20 protein-coding genes are annotated in these 18,219 nt (G+C 40.4%); 19 read left to right on the forward strand and 1 reads right to left on the reverse strand.

Annotated elements, in window-relative coordinates; all coding sequences use genetic code 11:
• From NYE65_RS12770 to rsmI, 5 genes are all read left to right on the forward strand, one after another.
• Positions 1 to 831: a PSP1 domain-containing protein gene (locus tag NYE65_RS12770; RefSeq protein WP_048689969.1), complete on the forward strand. Its 831-nt coding sequence runs from the start codon at positions 1 to 3 to the stop codon at positions 829 to 831.
• Positions 832 to 845: 14 nt separating this feature from the next.
• Positions 846 to 1,220, forward strand: a complete 375-nt coding sequence (gene yabA, locus NYE65_RS12775) for a DNA replication initiation control protein YabA (protein WP_034316364.1) — start codon at positions 846 to 848, stop codon at positions 1,218 to 1,220.
• 177 nt (positions 1,221 to 1,397) lie between these two features.
• On the forward strand, positions 1,398 to 2,141 hold the full coding sequence (locus NYE65_RS12780) for a tRNA1(Val) (adenine(37)-N6)-methyltransferase (protein WP_034316362.1): 744 nt from the start codon (positions 1,398 to 1,400) through the stop codon (positions 2,139 to 2,141).
• On the forward strand, positions 2,128 to 2,388 hold the full coding sequence (locus NYE65_RS12785; RefSeq protein WP_034316360.1) for a GIY-YIG nuclease family protein: 261 nt from the start codon (positions 2,128 to 2,130) through the stop codon (positions 2,386 to 2,388). Before NYE65_RS12780 ends, NYE65_RS12785 begins: the two co-directional genes overlap by 14 nt.
• Before the next feature lies 1 nt (position 2,389).
• Positions 2,390 to 3,271, forward strand: coding sequence for a 16S rRNA (cytidine(1402)-2'-O)-methyltransferase (gene rsmI, locus NYE65_RS12790; RefSeq protein WP_328136263.1), 882 nt, complete (start codon positions 2,390 to 2,392; stop codon positions 3,269 to 3,271).
• 46 nt (positions 3,272 to 3,317) lie between these two features.
• Here rsmI and NYE65_RS12795 read toward each other — a convergent pair whose 3' ends face one another.
• Positions 3,318 to 3,602, reverse strand: a complete 285-nt coding sequence (locus NYE65_RS12795) for an AbrB/MazE/SpoVT family DNA-binding domain-containing protein (protein ID WP_034316356.1) — start codon at positions 3,600 to 3,602, stop codon at positions 3,318 to 3,320.
• Between the two features lie 618 nt (positions 3,603 to 4,220).
• Here NYE65_RS12795 and metG point away from each other — a divergent pair.
• From metG to NYE65_RS12865, 14 genes are all read left to right on the forward strand, one after another.
• Complete coding sequence (gene metG / locus NYE65_RS12800; protein WP_328178555.1) at positions 4,221 to 6,182, forward strand: methionine--tRNA ligase; 1,962 nt, start codon at positions 4,221 to 4,223, stop codon at positions 6,180 to 6,182.
• A gap of 209 nt (positions 6,183 to 6,391) precedes the next feature.
• Positions 6,392 to 7,159 carry a TatD family hydrolase gene (locus NYE65_RS12805; protein WP_034316352.1) on the forward strand — a complete coding sequence of 256 codons (768 nt, stop codon included), beginning with the start codon at positions 6,392 to 6,394 and terminating at the stop codon, positions 7,157 to 7,159.
• 278 nt (positions 7,160 to 7,437) lie between these two features.
• Complete coding sequence (locus tag NYE65_RS12810) at positions 7,438 to 8,592, forward strand: ubiquitin-like domain-containing protein (RefSeq protein ID WP_340861029.1); 1,155 nt, start codon at positions 7,438 to 7,440, stop codon at positions 8,590 to 8,592.
• A 245-nt stretch (positions 8,593 to 8,837) separates the two neighbouring features.
• Positions 8,838 to 9,401 (forward strand): ribonuclease M5, encoded by a 564-nt coding sequence (gene rnmV / locus NYE65_RS12815; protein ID WP_328178553.1) that lies wholly within the window; start codon positions 8,838 to 8,840, stop codon positions 9,399 to 9,401.
• Positions 9,394 to 10,272: a 16S rRNA (adenine(1518)-N(6)/adenine(1519)-N(6))-dimethyltransferase RsmA gene (gene rsmA, locus NYE65_RS12820; protein WP_328178552.1), complete on the forward strand. Its 879-nt coding sequence runs from the start codon at positions 9,394 to 9,396 to the stop codon at positions 10,270 to 10,272. Before rnmV ends, rsmA begins: the two co-directional genes overlap by 8 nt.
• Positions 10,273 to 10,473: 201 nt before the next feature.
• Positions 10,474 to 11,352 carry a sporulation peptidase YabG gene (gene yabG / locus NYE65_RS12825; protein ID WP_048689999.1) on the forward strand — a complete coding sequence of 293 codons (879 nt, stop codon included), beginning with the start codon at positions 10,474 to 10,476 and terminating at the stop codon, positions 11,350 to 11,352.
• Between the two features lie 314 nt (positions 11,353 to 11,666).
• Positions 11,667 to 11,918 (forward strand): biofilm formation stimulator Veg, encoded by a 252-nt coding sequence (gene veg / locus NYE65_RS12830; protein WP_034316343.1) that lies wholly within the window; start codon positions 11,667 to 11,669, stop codon positions 11,916 to 11,918.
• A gap of 151 nt (positions 11,919 to 12,069) precedes the next feature.
• Positions 12,070 to 12,246, forward strand: a complete 177-nt coding sequence (locus NYE65_RS12835; protein ID WP_034316340.1) for a small, acid-soluble spore protein, alpha/beta type — start codon at positions 12,070 to 12,072, stop codon at positions 12,244 to 12,246.
• A gap of 324 nt (positions 12,247 to 12,570) precedes the next feature.
• Positions 12,571 to 13,440 carry a 4-(cytidine 5'-diphospho)-2-C-methyl-D-erythritol kinase gene (gene ispE, locus NYE65_RS12840; protein ID WP_034316338.1) on the forward strand — a complete coding sequence of 290 codons (870 nt, stop codon included), beginning with the start codon at positions 12,571 to 12,573 and terminating at the stop codon, positions 13,438 to 13,440.
• A 61-nt stretch (positions 13,441 to 13,501) separates the two neighbouring features.
• Positions 13,502 to 14,326, forward strand: a complete 825-nt coding sequence (purR, locus tag NYE65_RS12845) for a pur operon repressor (protein ID WP_048690004.1) — start codon at positions 13,502 to 13,504, stop codon at positions 14,324 to 14,326.
• A gap of 13 nt (positions 14,327 to 14,339) precedes the next feature.
• The gene (locus NYE65_RS12850; RefSeq protein WP_034316334.1) at positions 14,340 to 14,714 is read left to right on the forward strand and encodes a RidA family protein; all 375 of its coding nucleotides are present in this window, start codon (positions 14,340 to 14,342) and stop codon (positions 14,712 to 14,714) included.
• A gap of 190 nt (positions 14,715 to 14,904) precedes the next feature.
• Positions 14,905 to 15,201: a septation regulator SpoVG gene (gene spoVG, locus NYE65_RS12855; RefSeq protein ID WP_034316332.1), complete on the forward strand. Its 297-nt coding sequence runs from the start codon at positions 14,905 to 14,907 to the stop codon at positions 15,199 to 15,201.
• 574 nt (positions 15,202 to 15,775) lie between these two features.
• Complete coding sequence (gene glmU, locus NYE65_RS12860) at positions 15,776 to 17,149, forward strand: bifunctional UDP-N-acetylglucosamine diphosphorylase/glucosamine-1-phosphate N-acetyltransferase GlmU (protein ID WP_098186206.1); 1,374 nt, start codon at positions 15,776 to 15,778, stop codon at positions 17,147 to 17,149.
• Positions 17,150 to 17,164: 15 nt separating this feature from the next.
• The gene (locus NYE65_RS12865) at positions 17,165 to 18,118 is read left to right on the forward strand and encodes a ribose-phosphate diphosphokinase (RefSeq protein WP_034316329.1); all 954 of its coding nucleotides are present in this window, start codon (positions 17,165 to 17,167) and stop codon (positions 18,116 to 18,118) included.
• Positions 18,119 to 18,219 lie beyond the last annotated feature (101 nt).

The raw sequence follows: 18,219 nt of genomic DNA on the forward strand, positions 1-18,219 counted from the left end.
TTGTATGATGTTGTAGGTGTCCGTTTTAAAAAGGCGGGCAAAATATACTACTTCGATCCGGGTGAATTCGCAATTCCTAAGGACGATTTTGTAATAGTGGAGACTGTCCGCGGTGTTGAATTCGGTAAAGTCGTTACAGCCCGTAAACAAGTAGATGAAAACGATGTTGTCCTGCCATTGAAAAAAGTACTTCGGGTCGCTGATGCAAAAGATAAGCTGATTGTAGACGAGAATAAGGCGGCTGCAGAAGAGGCTTACACTATATGTTGTCAAAAGGTTGTGGAACATAAGCTGGATATGAAGCTGGTTGATGTGTCATATACTTTCGACAGAAATAAAGTCGTGTTTTATTTTACAGCGGATGGTCGCGTGGATTTCCGTGATTTAGTCAAAGATTTAGCTGCCATATTCAGAACTCGCATAGAACTGCGCCAAATTGGGGTAAGGGATGAGGCAAAGATGCTTGGTGGCATCGGACCTTGTGGCAGAATGCTTTGTTGCTCCACATTTCTTGGAGATTTTGAACCGGTTTCCATCAAAATGGCGAAGGATCAGAATTTATCATTAAACCCTACAAAAATCTCAGGTTTATGCGGTCGATTGATGTGCTGTCTGAAATATGAAAATGATGAGTATGAAAGTGCGAAGGAAATGCTTCCTGATTTAGGTGAAATGATTAATACGCCTGGTGGCAAAGGCAAGGTAGTGGGGCTTAATATTCTAGAACGCGTACTTCAGATTGAACTAATCGGGCAAGAAAGAGTATTAGAGTATACTCTAGATGAGATTCTAAAAGAGGGAGCCGTTTCTATTCAAGCCACAGATTATTAAGGTGGTGGGAGAGCGTGGATAAGAAAAATATTTTTGATTCGGTGACCAATATGGAAACCCAGATAGGCCAATTATATAAGCAGCTTGGAGAATTGAAGCAGAACTTAGCTGAAATCCTTGAGGAAAATCAGTCGGTCAAGCTGGAAAACGAGCATTTGCGCCATCGGTTGGGCCTTGTGGAAGTCGAAAGTGCGCCTGCTGCAGTTAAGGTCAAACAAAAAGTGAAAAACCGTACTCCAAGTGCGGAAAAGGTTATGGATATCGGGGAAGGCTATGATAACTTAGCCCGTATCTATCAAGAAGGCTTTCATATTTGCAATCTGCATTTTGGCAGTTTACGAAAAGAAGGGGATTGCCTGTTCTGTTTATCTTTTTTAAACAAGAAGTGATAATGGATAATATAAAAGATGCTCCATCTCTTTTACGTGATAGATAGACCGTTTACAATATATAGTGATTCGGGGTCTGACGCATACTATGAGTCAGGCCCCTTTTTGTACGATAGTAACTTAGAAGCATGGTCCCTAAACATGCTTTTTCCATACATGATTAGGAGGGTAACAGCAATGGTAGAACTTAATGGAGATGAGCGCCTGGATTATCTTTTGGCTGAGAATTTAAGGATCATCCAGAGCCCATCGGTGTTCTCTTTTTCATTAGATGCCGTTTTATTATCAAGGTTCGTGAATGTACCGATTCAAAAAGGGAAAATCGTCGATCTTTGCTCAGGCAATGGGGTCATACCTTTGCTGCTGAGTACAAGAACAAAAGGGACAATTACCGGTGTTGAAATTCAAGAGCGGTTATATGACATGGCCCAGAGGAGCATGGATTATAATGGCGTGACCTCCCAAATCGAGATGATTCATGGAGATATAAAAGAAATTCCAAAGCAGATAGGGTATAGCAAATATGATGTCGTTACTTGCAATCCACCCTATTTCCCGACGCCATCCATCGAGGAAATTAACAAAAATGAGCACTTTGCAATTGCCCGACATGAAATCATGTGTAATCTTGAGGATGTCATGCGTGTTTCAAGCCAATTGCTGCGTCAAGGTGGGAAAGCCGCATTCGTTCATAGACCGGGCCGTCTGATGGATATCCTGCATTTCATGAGGATGTACAGAATTGAGCCGAAGCGCCTGCAATTCGTTTATCCTAAGAGTTCAAAAGAAGCGAATACGATTCTTATAGAAGGGATAAAGGACGGCAACCCTGATTTGAAGATTCTTCCCCCGCTTGTTGTATATAATGATCAAAATGAGTATAATCCCGAAATCAGAAGGATTCTATATGGAGAGGAATAAGCATTATTTTTATGTTTTAAAGTGCAGGGACGGCAGTTATTATGCTGGGTATACCAATGATTTGCACCGCAGGATTGATGTTCATAATCAAGGCAGGGGCGCTAAGTATACACGTGGCCGGACACCGGTTGAACTGATTTATCATGAAATATTCGAAACACGGACATTGGCCATGCAGGCTGAATATAAATTTAAGCAATTAACAAGAAAACAAAAGGAAAAGTGGATGGCAAAGGAGGATACATGATATGTGGCAGCAAAAGAGTTTTGAAAAAGAAGGATTGGAGCCGGCTCTATATCTGGTTCCTACACCGATAGGAAACCTTGAGGATATGAGTTTCCGGGCTTTAAGAATCTTAAAGGAAGCGGATGTCATTGCTGCTGAGGACACGCGAAATACGAAGAAATTATGCAACTACTTTGAAATTTCGACACCTATCGTCAGCTACCATGAACATAATAAGGAATATAGCGGGAAGCAAATGCTTGAGAGGCTTCGATCTGGAGAGGTCATCGCATTGGTAAGTGATGCTGGCTTGCCGACGATATCCGACCCGGGATATGAACTGGTCAAAGATGCCATTGCCGAACAGTTTAAAGTCATTCCGTTGCCGGGGGCAAATGCTGCATTAACTGCATTGATTGCATCTGGACTGGTTCCCCAGCCTTTTTACTTCTATGGTTTTTTACAAAGGGGAGCAAAAGAAAAAAAGCAGGAACTGGAAAAATTAAAAAAAATGGAATCAACTTGGATCGTTTATGAATCGCCACATCGATTGAAAGAAACATTGAAACATATGCATGAAATTTTAGGTGACCGTCGTATAGTATTATGCCGGGAGTTAACCAAGAAATTTGAAGAGTTCATTCGAGGGACTGTGAGTGAGGCCTTGGCATGGGCGGTGGAATCCGAAATCCGCGGTGAGTTCTGTCTAATAATAGAAGGCGGGCAATGGTCGGAGGATGAATCGGAAGAAGCTTGGTGGATGGCCCTGGATATCGTCGGTCATGTTAATCATTATATAGAATCCAAGCAGTTCACTTCAAAGGACGCAATCAAGCAGGTCGCAAAAGATCGCAATATGCAAAAACGCGATGTATATCAAGCGTTTCACATTGATATACAATAATAATGAGCATAAAAAAACTTCCGAAGAACGGAAGTTTTTTTATCATTTATTTAGAAGCAGTGAAGCTTTGTTGAATTTCTTGAATAAGTAATTCTGCACCTTCACGACTAAGAATCAATTTACCATTGGCAAGTGTAAGGTTGTTATCGGAAACTTCACCTGTAACTTGGCAAGTCATGTTTGGTTTGTATTTTTTCAAGATGATGCGCTCATCATCCACATAGATTTCTAGAGCGTCCTTCTCAGCGATACCCAATGTACGACGAAGTTCGATTGGAATAACCACCCGGCCTAACTCATCAACTTTACGAACAATACCTGTAGATTTCATTTAAAAAATTCTCCTCTCAGTTACAATCTAGTACCCTATTTCTATTTTTTTCGCCATTATTCGACAAATTTTTTTATAAATTTATAATACCAGCCATTCCCAAATTCGTCAATGATTTATTTTCATTTTTTTGTAAGAAATAGCAGGGCCCATTTCGTGTGACAAAATGGCTTTTAAAGAGAAAAAATCGGTTATGCCTTTAAAAGTAAAGAAATGCAGGATACAAAGAACTGCTCCCTTCACCACATTTCGACAAAGTATGCATATGAAAACATACTTCCCTATTATATGATTAAATATATTTTAGTTTCAAAACAAAAGTTCTGAATTAAGGATAATTTTCTGAAAAAGTTTGCGAATATGTGAGTTGTTGCACAAAAAAAGAAATTTAGGTATATTTTGTTGAGGTAAGAGGTAATGCTGACAGAAGGGAAGTATCCTTATTTTTAAGTTGAGTCTACTTATTATTTTTTTATTCTATTAACATGATGATTAGATTAGTGATTATTGTCGCACAGAATTGTATATAGCGTTAAAATAGAGATAATAGCTTAAATATATTCTTATGGCTTGGGCCAGTCCCATAGCCGGTTTTTCAAATGATGAGGAGGGAACGAAGTGCAAGATAAATTAAAAACATTCTATATCACGACACCCATATATTATCCGAGTGGCAATTTACATATAGGGCACGCGTATACGACAGTGGCAGGGGATGCCATGGCTCGTTATAAAAGGATGCGTGGCTTCGATGTCATGTATTTAACAGGAACTGATGAACATGGTCAAAAAATCCAGCGTAAAGCGGCTGAGGAAGGAATCACTCCACAGCAATATGTAGATAATATCGTATCAGGGATCAAAGAACTCTGGGAAAAGCTTGATATTTCATATGATGATTTCATCAGGACGACGGAAGATCGCCATAAAGAGGTCGTAGCCAAGATTTTCAAAAGGTTATTGGACCAGGGTGATATATATTTAGACCAATATGAAGGATTATATTGTACACCTTGCGAATCTTTCTTCACGGAACGTCAAGTCGAAGAGAGTAATGGAAACTGTCCTGATTGCGGCAGGCCTGTTGAAAAGGTGAAAGAGGAATCTTATTTCTTTAAGATGAGTAAATATGCGGATCGGTTACTTAAGTTTTATGAGGAAAACCCGGATTTCATTCAGCCGGAATCCCGCAAAAACGAAATGATCAATAACTTCATCAAGCCTGGATTGGAAGATTTGGCCGTTTCACGTACTACTTTCGATTGGGGCATCAAGGTGCCGGGAGATCCAAAGCATGTCATTTATGTATGGATTGATGCTTTGACCAATTATATAACGGCATTAGGGTATGGAACGGACAATGATTCTAAATACTTGAATTATTGGCCGGCCGATGTACATCTGGTCGGAAAGGAAATCGTTCGTTTCCATACAATTTATTGGCCGATCATGTTAATGGCTCTTGACGTGCCGCTTCCAAAGAAAGTCTTCGCCCACGGATGGCTTCTCATGAAAGATGGTAAAATGTCCAAATCAAAAGGAAATGTAGTGGATCCCGTTACATTGATCGATCGTTACGGTTTGGATTCTTTACGCTACTATTTATTGCGTGAAGTACCATTTGGTTCCGATGGGGTATTTACACCGGAAGGGTTTGTGGAACGGATCAATTTTGACCTGGCCAATGATTTAGGGAATTTATTAAATCGAACAGTTGCAATGGTCAATAAATATTTTGATGGTGTGATTCCAAATTACGAAGGATCCAATGGCGAATTCGAAAAAGCTTTGCTTGAAATGAACCAAGAAACGGTTGGCAAGTATGAGGAAGCAATGGAAAACATGGAATTTTCAGTTGCACTGACATCCATTTGGCAACTCGTGAGCAGAACTAATAAATTCATTGATGAGACCCAGCCATGGACTCTTGCAAAAGATGAATCAAAGAAACAAGACCTTTCCAGTGTCATGGTTCATTTGGCGGAATCATTACGCAGGACGGCAATCCTTTTGAAACCGTTCTTGACGCAAACACCGGAAAAGATCTTTGCTCAGCTTAGCATCAAAGATGATGTGTTGAAATCCTGGGACAGTTTAGCAGAGTTCGGTCAAATTCCTGCTGAAACAAAAGTCTTGAAGGGAGACCCGATCTTCCCTCGTTTGGATATGGAAGAGGAAGTTTTATATATTAAAGAACAAATGCAGGGGGATGCCCCTAAGGCCGAGGAAAAAGTGGAAGAGACGATTCCCGAGGTTGATGAAATCACTATTGATGACTTTACAAAAGTGGAGCTGCGTGTTGCTGAGGTAATGGCAGTTGAGCCTGTAAAGAAGGCGGATAAGCTTCTTAAACTTCAGCTTGATTTGGGTTATGAGAAACGGCAAGTCGTATCAGGCATTGCACAGCACTATAAACCAGAAGATTTAGTAGGCAAAAAAGTGATATGTGTCACGAATTTGAAACCTGTTAAACTTCGTGGCGAGCTCTCTCAAGGAATGATTTTGGCGGGAAGCCAGGATGATGTGCTCTCAGTCGCTACAATAGATTCATCGATTCCAAATGGTTCAAAGGTGAAATAAACGGATGAAAACATAAAGGTGTTTCATATGAAACATTTTTATGTTTTTTTCTTTATGCTTTTGGAAAAAGTAACGTAATATAGGTTTAGTTTTTGGTTCTACATTTATTAATTGGGCATACTGCCTCTTTTGTAATCTGTTTGTTACCTAAATGTGAAACATAAAACTTTCATTTTTTTATAAAATAGTGCTAGAAAGGAAGAAAAATAATGTTATTTGACACACATGTACATGTTAATGCGGAACAATTCAACGAGGATCTCGAAGACGTAATAGAAAGAGCTAAGGAAGCAGGGGTCGATAATATGGTAGTCGTTGGTTTTGACCGGCCTACCATTATAAGGGCAATGGAATTAATAGAAACTTATGATTTCATGTATGCCGCAGTCGGATGGCATCCTGTGGATGCTATAGATATGACAGAAGACGACTTACAATGGATCGAGGAATTATCCAATCATCCAAAGGTTGTGGCCATTGGGGAGATGGGCCTGGATTATCATTGGGATAAATCTCCGAAAGATGTTCAAATGGAGGTGTTCAGGAAGCAGATTCGATTGGCCAAAAAGGTGGGGCTGCCCATTATCATCCATAATCGGGAAGCGACCGCGGATATCGTGAACATACTGAAGGAAGAAGAGGCATCAAGGGTTGGGGGCATCATGCATTGCTTTAGCGGAAGTGCAGAAACGGCTTTGGAGTGCATCAATATGAATTTTTATATTTCATTGGGAGGCCCTGTGACCTTCAAGAATGCAAAAAAACCTAAGGAAGTGGCAGCAGCCGTACCTTTAGACCGTTTACTGATTGAGACCGATTGTCCATACTTGGCTCCACATCCATATAGAGGGAAGCGTAATGAACCTTCATATGTGAAACTTGTCGCTGAACAAATTGCAGAAATCAAACAACTTACAATAGAGGAAGTTTCCCAGGCAACAACGGAAAATGCCAAGAAATTATTCGGCATTAACTGACATTTTTTTTTACAATATCTCCCGGGGTTTGCTAGCTAAAATCGATTTTTTTAAGGTTTCAACAAATTTCACTCCAACTATAGGCTTATTATGTCGAGAAGTCGCCCTTTCCTTTTCAATATGGAATATGCATAATAGGTAGTAATTTCCTGAATGAGAAGTGAATGGGTTGACAGCTTGATAACTAAGTCTATATAATCACCGGGAGGAAGGAGGAGTTTTTCATTCTATTAAAAACTATGAAAAACCTTATTCCCAAACCTTTTGGGAAGAAGAGAATGGCAATGGCCATTTGCAGTGCTATTCTTGTTTCTACAGCATTGGGAATACTTATATATCAAGGAACAAAGGATACAGTAACAATCATGCTAGATGGAAAAAAAGAGGTAGTGCGTACACACGCGGCTACTGTAAATGATATGTTGGAAGATTTAGAGATTAAGGTTCAAGCCGCAGATTATGTCCACCCATCAAGAGCCACAAAGGTTGATGATGATTTGGAGGTGGTTTGGAAGCCTGCACAAAAAATCATCATGGTACAGGATGGTAAGAAGACGGAAGTCTGGTCCACCGCAGATACGGTAGATGAACTTTTAAAAGACCAAAATCTAAGTGTGAAGGAACAGGATAAGATCACCCCTTCAAAAAGTACGAAGCTGAAAGCGAATATGGAAGTTGCCATAGACAAAGCCTTTTCACTGAAATTAGTGGTGGGTGGAGACGAAAAGCAGGTATGGTCAACTTCGACTACTGTCGCTGACTTTTTAAAGCAACAAGGAGTAAAACTCAATGATTTGGATCGAGTTGAGCCAGAATTAACCGAAAAAGTTAAAGCTGGGAATACGGTAAACGTAGTTCGAATTGAAAAAGTCACCGATGTAGTGGAAGAACCAGTTGACTTTGCTGTCATAACTAAAAAAGATGACTCTTTATCAAAAGGGAAAGAGAAAATTGTCAAAGAAGGAAAAGATGGACTCGTTTCCAAGAAATATGAAGTTGTTAAAGAAAATGGCAAAGAGGTCAAAAGAGAATTACTTTCAGAAAAAGTAGTTAATAAAAAGCAGGATAAAGTTGTAACGGTCGGAACTCGAACGACGGTTGCGCAGGCATCACGGGGAGTAACTAACGTTAGTTCTTCAAGTGGAAAAGAAATATACGTATCTTCAACAGCTTATACTGCCAGTTGTAAGGGCTGTTCCGGAGTCACGTCCACAGGAGTAGATCTAAAGAGTAATCCAGGTGCGAAAATCATTGCTGTCGATCCAAGCGTAATTCCCATGGGGTCGAAAGTATATGTAGAGGGATATGGCTATGCTGTAGCAGCTGATAAAGGCGGAGCAATAAAGGGAAATAGGATTGACGTCTTCTTTTCTTCAAAAAATGATGCCTATCGCTGGGGTGTTAAGAGAGTAAAGATTCGCGTATTGGACTAATAAGGTTTCTCTCGCAGGAGATGAATTCGTCTCCTGTTTTTTGCGTTTTATTTTCCATTTGTTGAAAAACCCCATGTAAAACTGTTTTAATAAGATAGACGTCTCACCATTCCATAAGATTTCAATATATGCGTGTAAACTTTCATAAATGATCTTCTCTACCCAAAAAAGTTTTTTACGGGGGACCGGTTACGTTTATCCAAGAGCTAATCAAAGCGCTTGCGCTTTTCTGTATGGAGGAAACCATGAAAAAGATTAAAGAAATTATTATTGTAGAAGGAAAAGACGATACGGTGGCGATAAAAAGGGCTGTTAATGCTGATACAATAGAAACCAACGGATCAGCGGTGAATGAGTCCTGTATTGAACAGGTGAGGCTTGCACAAAAGACACGTGGAGCCATCATTTTCACTGACCCTGATTTTCCAGGTCAAAAAATCAGGAATATCATTTCAGAACAAGTAAAAGGGTGTAAACACGCCTTTTTAACGAAGAAGGAAGCCCTTCCTAAGTCAGGTAGAGGAATTGGTGTGGAACATGCTTCTCCTGAGGCAATTCGTAATGCTTTAAAGGATGCCCAAATAATGGATGAAGAGGCTTCAGAAGAGATTTCACACCAGGATTTAATAGATGCAGGTTTAATCGGGGGATCCGGTGCCAAGGAACGAAGGGAAAAACTTGGATCTATATTAAAAATCGGGTTTACCAATGGTAAACAGTTATATAAGAGACTAAAAATGTTCCAAATATCAACTGAGGCTTTTGAAAAAGCGATGGTACAGATAATTCAGGAGGAAAAAAATGAATAAGGATATTGCAACCCCTGTCAGAACGAAAGAAATATTAAAGAAGTACGGATTCTCCTTTAAAAAAAGCTTAGGCCAAAACTTTTTAATCGATACGAATATCTTGAAACGTATTGTCGAACATGCCAATTTGACAGAGGAAAGCGGCGCCATCGAAATTGGGCCGGGAATCGGGGCATTGACGGAACAACTGGCGAAAAGCAGCAAAAAGGTTGCGGCCTTTGAGATTGATCAGCGTCTACTGCCCATTTTATCGGATACACTGTCTCCCTATAACAATGTAAACATCATTCACGGGGATGTTCTTAAGGCTGATGTCAAGAAGGTCATCGAGGATGAATTTACTGGATTCTCGGACTTGATGGTTGTTGCAAACCTGCCATACTATGTCACGACACCGATCATTTTAAAGCTATTGTCCGAGGACTTGCCCATTAGAGGTATCGTGTGCATGCTGCAAAAAGAAGTGGCTGACCGAATTGCCGCAAAACCCGGGACAAAGGAATATGGTTCTTTATCCATTGCCATTCAATATTATACAGAAGCCGAAACAGTGATGATCGTACCAAAAACGGTATTCATGCCTCAGCCTAATGTTGATTCAGCTGTAATCCGCCTTACTAGGCGTGTGAAGCCAATCGTCGAGGTCCTGGATGAGGATTTCTTATTCACTGTGACCCGGGCGTGCTTTGCACAGCGTCGGAAAACGATTTTAAATAACTTAACCAGTCAGATGCCAGATGGTAAATCAAAAAAGGAACACATACTTGCCGCTCTCGAAGCCGCGGAAGTGGATCCTTCCAGACGGGGCGAAACATTGAGCATCAAAGAATTTGGCCGCTTAAGTGATGCGTTATTGCCGAACTTCAAATAAAGAAAATGTGAAAGATTCAAGTCGGAATGGGGTCACGCCCAGCTTCCGGCTTTTTTTGTTTTGAGATTGCTCCATCATGATGGAACATACCCGAAAATGTAGCCAATCTCCACCTTTCACCATTCAAGATTGATTCGCATAACTTAAGAATGAAAATAAACTAGGGCGGGCTGAAAATAAGTCTTCTCATGGGGTGGGGCCATGAATATTCAAATAAACGATATTGTTGGTCGGGTTTCTTATAAATGCGACGTGTTGTTCCGGGTAATTGATATCCGCGATATTGACGGAAGGCGTGAAGCTATTCTTTATGGGGAAGATATCCGACTGATTGCAGATGCACCTTTTCAAGATTTAATGATTATTAATGATAATGAAAGAAATGATCGACAAAGGTCGAATGAGGTACTACAAGAACAATCTGACCGCTTATTAACGCAAGATCTAGAGCTGCAACAACAAAAAAACGGCTATCAATCCAGTAATGGCTATCGGTATAGCGGTGAATATTTCCAAATACCAGGGAGGGTGCTCCATGTTGATGGGGATGCATCTTACTTAAGGAAATGCATGGATCTATATCAGAAATTCGGTATTCCGGTGAATGGCATCTATTGCAATGAAAAGGAAATGCCCCAAAGGATCGGGGGGTTGCTGGATCATTATCGGCCGGACATTCTTGTTGTCACCGGTCATGATGCCTATTCAAAATCAAAAGGACCGATGTCCGATATTAATGCCTACCGTCACTCAAAGGATTTTGTACAGACAGTTAGAGAAGCGAGAAGGAGGGTTTCTCATTTAGACCAACTGATTATATTTGCCGGGGCTTGTCAGTCGCATTTTGAATCGCTGATCCAAGCGGGTGCAAATTTCGCAAGTTCTCCTTCCCGTGTTAATATACATGCTCTTGATCCGGTATATATCGTCGGAAAGATAAGCTTTACGCCTTTTTCCGATCATATTCATGTATGGGATGTCCTTCGGAATACATTAACGGGAGAGAAGGGGCTGGGGGGAATTGAGACAAAAGGGGTGTTACGGACCGGGTTGCCTTTCAAGCCATTTCAGGAAGAATGAACGAGCTGCATTTTGAAAGAATGCAGCTTGCTTTTGGTAGGGGGAGAATTCGGATATCCTCACAAAAAAATGGGTTATTTGTGGGGCAATGTTCGTAGGCAATGATTTAATTACGAAAATTCGGCTTAATAAATAATGGAATAGTTCGTTTACATAATTTTTCATTTCCCAGGATATAATAAAATTGTTCGCGATTTTGCCGAATTTCAGATAAAAATATATTGACTACATTTTTAAGTGCTGATATAATTTATTATTTTGTTTGCGTATATTTCTAAATTGTGATATACTTAACTTAGTGAGGTGGACCGAAAATGCCAAAAACTCTAGCTGATATTAAAACTGCACTTGATTCAAACCTGGGTAAAAGATTGCTCTTAAAAGCAAACGGTGGAAGAAGAAAGACTGTAGAACGATTTGGAACTTTGGCGGAAACTTATCCGGCTGTTTTTGTAATTGAGCTCGACCAAGATGAAAATGCGTTTGAAAGAGTATCTTACAGCTATGCGGATGTTTTAACGGAAACCGTAGAACTAACATTTTTAAACAAACAACAAGAGATGTAACTTAGACGAGGCAGCTAACAATTTTGTTTGCTGCTTTTTGTTTTGTATAAAATATCCTGTGAGTCCCAATAAAGGCTTAAAAAGGATGTAATGAAATAGAGTATGTTGCAAACACTAGGCATGTGACGGCATGTGAAAGGGGTTGCTTCGCTTGAGCAGGAAAAAAGGGATTATGTCAAATGATCTTAAAGAGGAATTGGCTAAGGAACTTGGATTTTACGATGTTGTCCAGAAAGAAGGCTGGGGAGGAATCCGGGCCAGGGATGCAGGAAACATGGTAAAACTTGCGATCGAAAAAGCACAACGTCAATTGGTGAACAAAGAGTAAGATAAAACACTTAATTGGATCATGCCGTCATGTTGATGGAAGCCGGACTCTTTATACAATGTATAGCTCTATTCATTTTTGCTTACATTGTAGTTAAGGAGTCTGGTTTTTTTATGTATCGGTGAATGCTATATGGAAATGTAGCAAGTCTTTTGGGATGCAGGAAGTGGCTGCTCCCCCAATGAGCCTACATGTGTCTATTCTCCTCTAAGGGCCAATCTTAGTTTCATTACATTGAAATTACGATGAAAAAACCTTTAGAATATAAACAAATATGATAGAATAGGACAAGAACTTTTAAGAACGTTAAAGTAGGTGGACATATTGAAGCTTATGGAAAAAGCCCCGGCTAAAATTAATTTGGCTTTGGATGTGCTTTTCAAACGGCCTGATGGGTATCATGAGGTGGAAATGATCATGACGACAGTCGACCTTGCCGATAGAATTGAACTAAAGGAAATAACGGGAAATCATATTCAAATTCTATCCCATAATCGATTTGTTCCGGATGATCATCGGAATTTGGCCTATCAAGCTGCATTTATTCTAAAGGAACGTTTTGGGATCAATAAAGGTGTTTCCATAACTATAGAGAAAAATATACCTGTAGCCGCAGGACTTGCTGGTGGCAGCAGTGATGCCGCAGCAACCTTAAGAGGATTAAATAGACTGTGGAAGCTTGGTCTTTCCATGGATGAACTTGCGGAAATCGGAGCTGAAATTGGCTCTGATGTTTCATTTTGTGTATATGGAGGTACGGCATTGGCCAGAGGGCGCGGGGAAAAAATCACGCATCTTCCTGCACCGCCAAAGTGCTGGGTCATCTTGGCCAAACCGACGATCGGCGTTTCGACTGCCGATATATACAAAAGGCTACAAACTTCAAAAATGGAGCATCCGGATGTACCTGGAATGATTTCGGCTATTATGGAAAACAATTATCACGATGTATGTGAAGGGTTGGGGAATGTTCTTGAACAAGTGACATTGCAGTTATACCCGGAGGTTGCGAACATTAAAGATCAAATGAAGACATTTGGAGCAGATTCGGTCTTGATGAGCGGAAGCGGTCCGACCGTTTTTGGTTTGGTGGAACATGATTCGCGAATGCAGAGAATTTACAATGGTCTTCGTGGATTTTGTGATCAAGTCTATGCGGTCCGTTTGTTAGGTGATCGAAACAATCTTGAATAGAAACGTACATTAATGGTATAGTTGCTATATAATATTCGGAATTCACAAAGGGGGTGTCTCAATGAAATTTCGTCGCAGCGAGAGGCTAGTCGATATGACCAATTATTTATTAGAACATCCAGGGGAACTTGTTTCGCTGACTTATTTTGCGGAAAGATATAGTTCGGCAAAGTCCTCGATCAGTGAAGATTTGACGATCATCAAAGATACCTTTGAACAACGCGGGATAGGTTCTTTGACAACTGTTCCAGGTGCGGCCGGTGGAGTGAAATATATTGTTTCCATCAAGGAAGAAGAAGTCAATGCCTTCATTGACGGATTATGCGATACGATCGCTAGTCCCGAAAGGCTACTTCCTGGCGGTTATCTATATATGACAGACATCTTAGGACATCCGCAAACCGTGAATAAGGTTGGAAGGATAATCGCCTCAATGTATGCCAAGAAAAATGTCTCAGTCATCATGACAATGGCAACCAAAGGGATATCATTGGCATACGCCGTGGCAAATTATTTGAATGTTCCAGTTGTCATTGTAAGCAGGAATAATAAAGTAACGGAAGGTTCTACAGTGAGCATCAATTATGTTTCAGGCTCTTCAAAGAGGATCCAGACTATGGTACTCTCTAAGAGAAGCTTGGTTGAAGGTTCGAATGTATTGATTGTAGACGATTTTATGAAGGCTGGGGGTACCATTAACGGTATGGTCAGTCTATTGGATGAATTCAAGGCAACAGTTGCCGGAATTGCGGTGCTGGTCGAATCCGAACATACGGAGGAGTGCCTTGTCGAGGACTATGTTTCTTTAATCAAGTTGACACAGGTGGTCGAAAGAGACAAGAAAATCAAGGTCAGCCGTGGGAATTATTTTACGAAAAAGGAATAGGGGGAATCATTTCATGAAAACGATACATACGGATGAAGCACCGGCAGCGATCGGACCATATTCACAAGGCGTGATCGTGGATACGTTATTTTTCAGTTCGGGACAGATCCCGCTTACTGCTTCTGGTGAGATGGTGACAGGGGATGTCAAGGAACAAACACACCAGGTCTTTAAGAATCTCCAAGCTGTATTGAAAGAAGCCGGGGCTTCATTGGAAACTGTCATTAAGGCTACAGTATTCATTAAAAGTATGGACGATTTCGGTTCGATTAATGAAATATACGGAGAATACTTTTCTGCTCACAAACCTGCCCGCTCTTGTGTAGAGGTTGCTCGCCTTCCTAAAGATGCACTAGTGGAAATAGAAGTGGTAGCGCTCGTTAAATAAACGGGCGTTTTTTTATTTTTCAGGGCATTCGTAATGGGTAATTTTCCTGCAATATATGGGTGATTTTTAATATTTTTAAAAACTAGGCTGAATTTTCTAAAAAAATTACAGATAATAGAAGGAGTTCACGTTTTTTTGTTGAATATGTACTTTAAGTTTTAACAACAACAAAAAGGGATGGTGAGCTTAAATGGAAGTAACTGACGTAAGATTACGCCGTGTGAATACGGATGGTCGTATGAGAGCTATCGCATCAATTACACTGGATAATGAATTTGTGGTTCATGATATTCGTGTGATCGACGGAAACAATGGTTTATTTGTAGCAATGCCAAGTAAACGAACTCCAGATGGAGAATTCCGGGATATCGCTCATCCAATCAATTCCTCGACACGCGGGAAAATTCAAGAAGCTGTCTTGACAGAATATCATCGATTGGGAGAACTTGAAACTGAATTAGAGGAAGCTGGAGCAGGTGCTTCTTAAAATAACCTTACTTTTAAACTTTAAATTTATAAGTCGTGCATCTAGAGCCTACTTCATAAGTAGTGCTCTTTTTTATTTATTCAAAAACAGATAAGTTTAGAACTTATCCGCTTATCATACACATTTGCTTAAATGAATTGTAAAACTTACGTGTTATCTAAAGTTTAAGTACCCATCCTTTTATTTTTAAAACCTTTTTGTTCAACGGAAATTGAAATTCCTGTAAGGGGATCTCTCTAATGACATGAATCGGTAACCTGATCTCGGAATGGGAGTAAACAACGGGTGCAGTGCTGCCAGATGGCTTGTACATAGGGTATGGCGCGGTCGTGGCGGTGTTTTGGGATAAAGGGGAGGAAACATGTTACTGTACATTGACCGGGCATATATCATTCATTTCATGATGCCAAATAATGGCCCAAGGTCCAATGCTGGCATTTGTAAGCTGTCGGATAACGGAAATTTTTCACCCGATTGGTTGACAATTATATGTACTTTTAATTGTTACCTTGAAAAGAATCACTATTTGAGATAATATTTTTAGTGGATAAAAAGGTGAAAATGGAGGCCTGTTATGAGTAATCGCTATGCAATAATATTGGCCGCTGGGCAAGGTACTAGGATGAAATCTAAGCTTTATAAGGTTTTGCACCCTGTTTGCGGGAAACCAATGGTACAACATGTTATCGATCAAGTCAATCAACTTCAAATAGAAGATATTGTAACAGTCATCGGCCATGGTGCTGAAAAGGTTCAAGAGCAACTTGGTGATTCATGCAAGTATGCCTTACAAGAACAGCAATTAGGCACGGCACATGCTGTAATGCAAGCGGAAAGCGTTTTATCCGCAAGAAGTGGCACGACCCTTGTTATTTGCGGTGATACGCCTCTGATTAAAGCGGAAACAATGAAAGAGCTTATAGCTTTGCATGAGCAAAGTCAGGCGAAAGCAACAATCTTAACAGCATATGCAGATAACCCTGCTGGCTATGGAAGGGTCCTTCGCGGTGAAGGCGGACTTGTAGAAAAAATCGTCGAGCATAAGGATGCTTCGGAAGAAGAAAGATATGTTAAGGAAATAAATACCGGTACATATTGCTTCGACAACCAAGCATTATTCAGCGCGCTGAAAAAGGTTTCGAATGAAAATGTCCAGGGAGAATATTACTTACCGGATGTTATTGAAATCTTAAAAGAAGAAGGCGAAGTGGTGACGGCTTTCCAATCCAGTGAATTCGAGGAGACATTGGGTGTGAATGACCGTGTGGCTTTATCGCAGGCTGAGCAAATTTTACGGAAACGCATCAATGAAAAGCATATGAGGAACGGTGTAACCATCATCGACCCGCTTACAACTTTCATTGAAGCGGATGTGCAAATCGGACAGGATACAGTCATTAACCCTGGGTCATTCATTAAAGGAAAAAGTATCATCGGGCAGGATTGCTTGATTGGCCCGAATACGGAAATCAGTAATTGTGAAATTGGTGATGGAACGGAAGTCCTCCAATCGGTTGTGCACGAAAGCAGTATTGGAAGTTTTGTTAAAATCGGTCCATTCGCACATGTTAGACCTCAATCAGATATTAAGGATTCCGTTAAGATCGGTAATTTTGTCGAAATCAAAAAAACCGTTTTTGGCAAAGGAAGCAAGGCCTCACATTTGAGTTATATTGGTGATGCAGAGGTTGGGGAGAATGTTAATATAGGCTGTGGATCTATTACCGTGAATTACGACGGGAAAAATAAATATTTGACGAAGATTGAAGACAATGTCTTCATAGGCTGCAATTCTAATCTGGTTGCACCTGTGACAGTAGGAGAAGGGGCATATGTAGCTGCTGGTTCAACCATCACGCAAGATGTACCGCAGCAAGCCCTATCCGTTGCCCGGGCTCGTCAAGTTAACAAAGAAGATTATGTCAAGAATTTGAAATTTAATAAATAACCGACGGAGGTCATCATGTCAAATCAGTATTTAGATCCTAATTTAAAAGTATTCTCTTTAAATTCAAACTTCGATTTAGCTCAGGAAATTGCTGCAGCAATCGGTGTTGAACTTGGAAAATGTAGTGTAACAAGTTTCAGTGACGGTGAAGTTCAAATTAATATTGAAGAAAGTATCCGTGGCTGTGATGTATTCGTAATCCAATCAACAAGCCAACCAGTCAATGAAAATTTAATGGAACTTTTAATTATGATCGATGCTCTTAAACGTGCTTCAGCTAAAACGATCAATATTGTAATGCCATATTACGGTTATGCCCGCCAAGATCGTAAAGCGCGTGCGCGTGAACCAATTACAGCTAAACTTGTCGCAAATCTTTTAGAAACGGCTGGTGCCCACCGTGTAATCACATTAGATCTTCATGCACCTCAAATTCAAGGTTTCTTCGATATTCTGATCGATCACCTTGTTGCTGTTCCGATTTTAGCTGATTTCTTCAAGGAAAAAGATTTAAGTGATATCGTCATCGTTTCCCCAGATCATGGTGGTGTAACACGTGCCCGTAAAATGGCCGATCGCCTAAAAGCACCGATCGCCATTATCGATAAGCGCCGCCCAAGACCGAACGTGGCTGAAGTCATGAACATCATTGGTAATATTGAAGGGAAGACAGCAATACTGATTGATGACATCATCGATACTGCAGGAACTATTACATTAGCGGCCAATGCCCTTGTGGAGAATGGTGCTAAAGCAGTGTACGCTTGTTGTACACACCCAGTCCTTTCAGGTCCTGCCATCGAAAGGATTCAAAATTCAACGATCAAGGAATTGGTCGTGACTAACTCGATTGCCCTATCTGAAGATAAGAAAATCGATAAAATTGTCGGTCTTTCTGTAGCACCTTTGATTGCAGAGGCAATCATTCGTGTGCATGAGGAACAATCAGTCAGTACATTATTCGATTGATAACCAAATAAAAAAACGAAACACGGCGGGCCTTTCGGGCTCGCCGTGTTTTTGTTTAAAAGTTTCAGAAAATATTTAATTCTTAGTTGACAGATGAGAAT

It is taken from the genome of Peribacillus sp. FSL R5-0717 (assembly GCF_038002945.1).
In the GTDB taxonomy this organism is placed as follows: Bacteria; Bacillota; Bacilli; order Bacillales; family DSM-1321; genus Peribacillus; species Peribacillus frigoritolerans.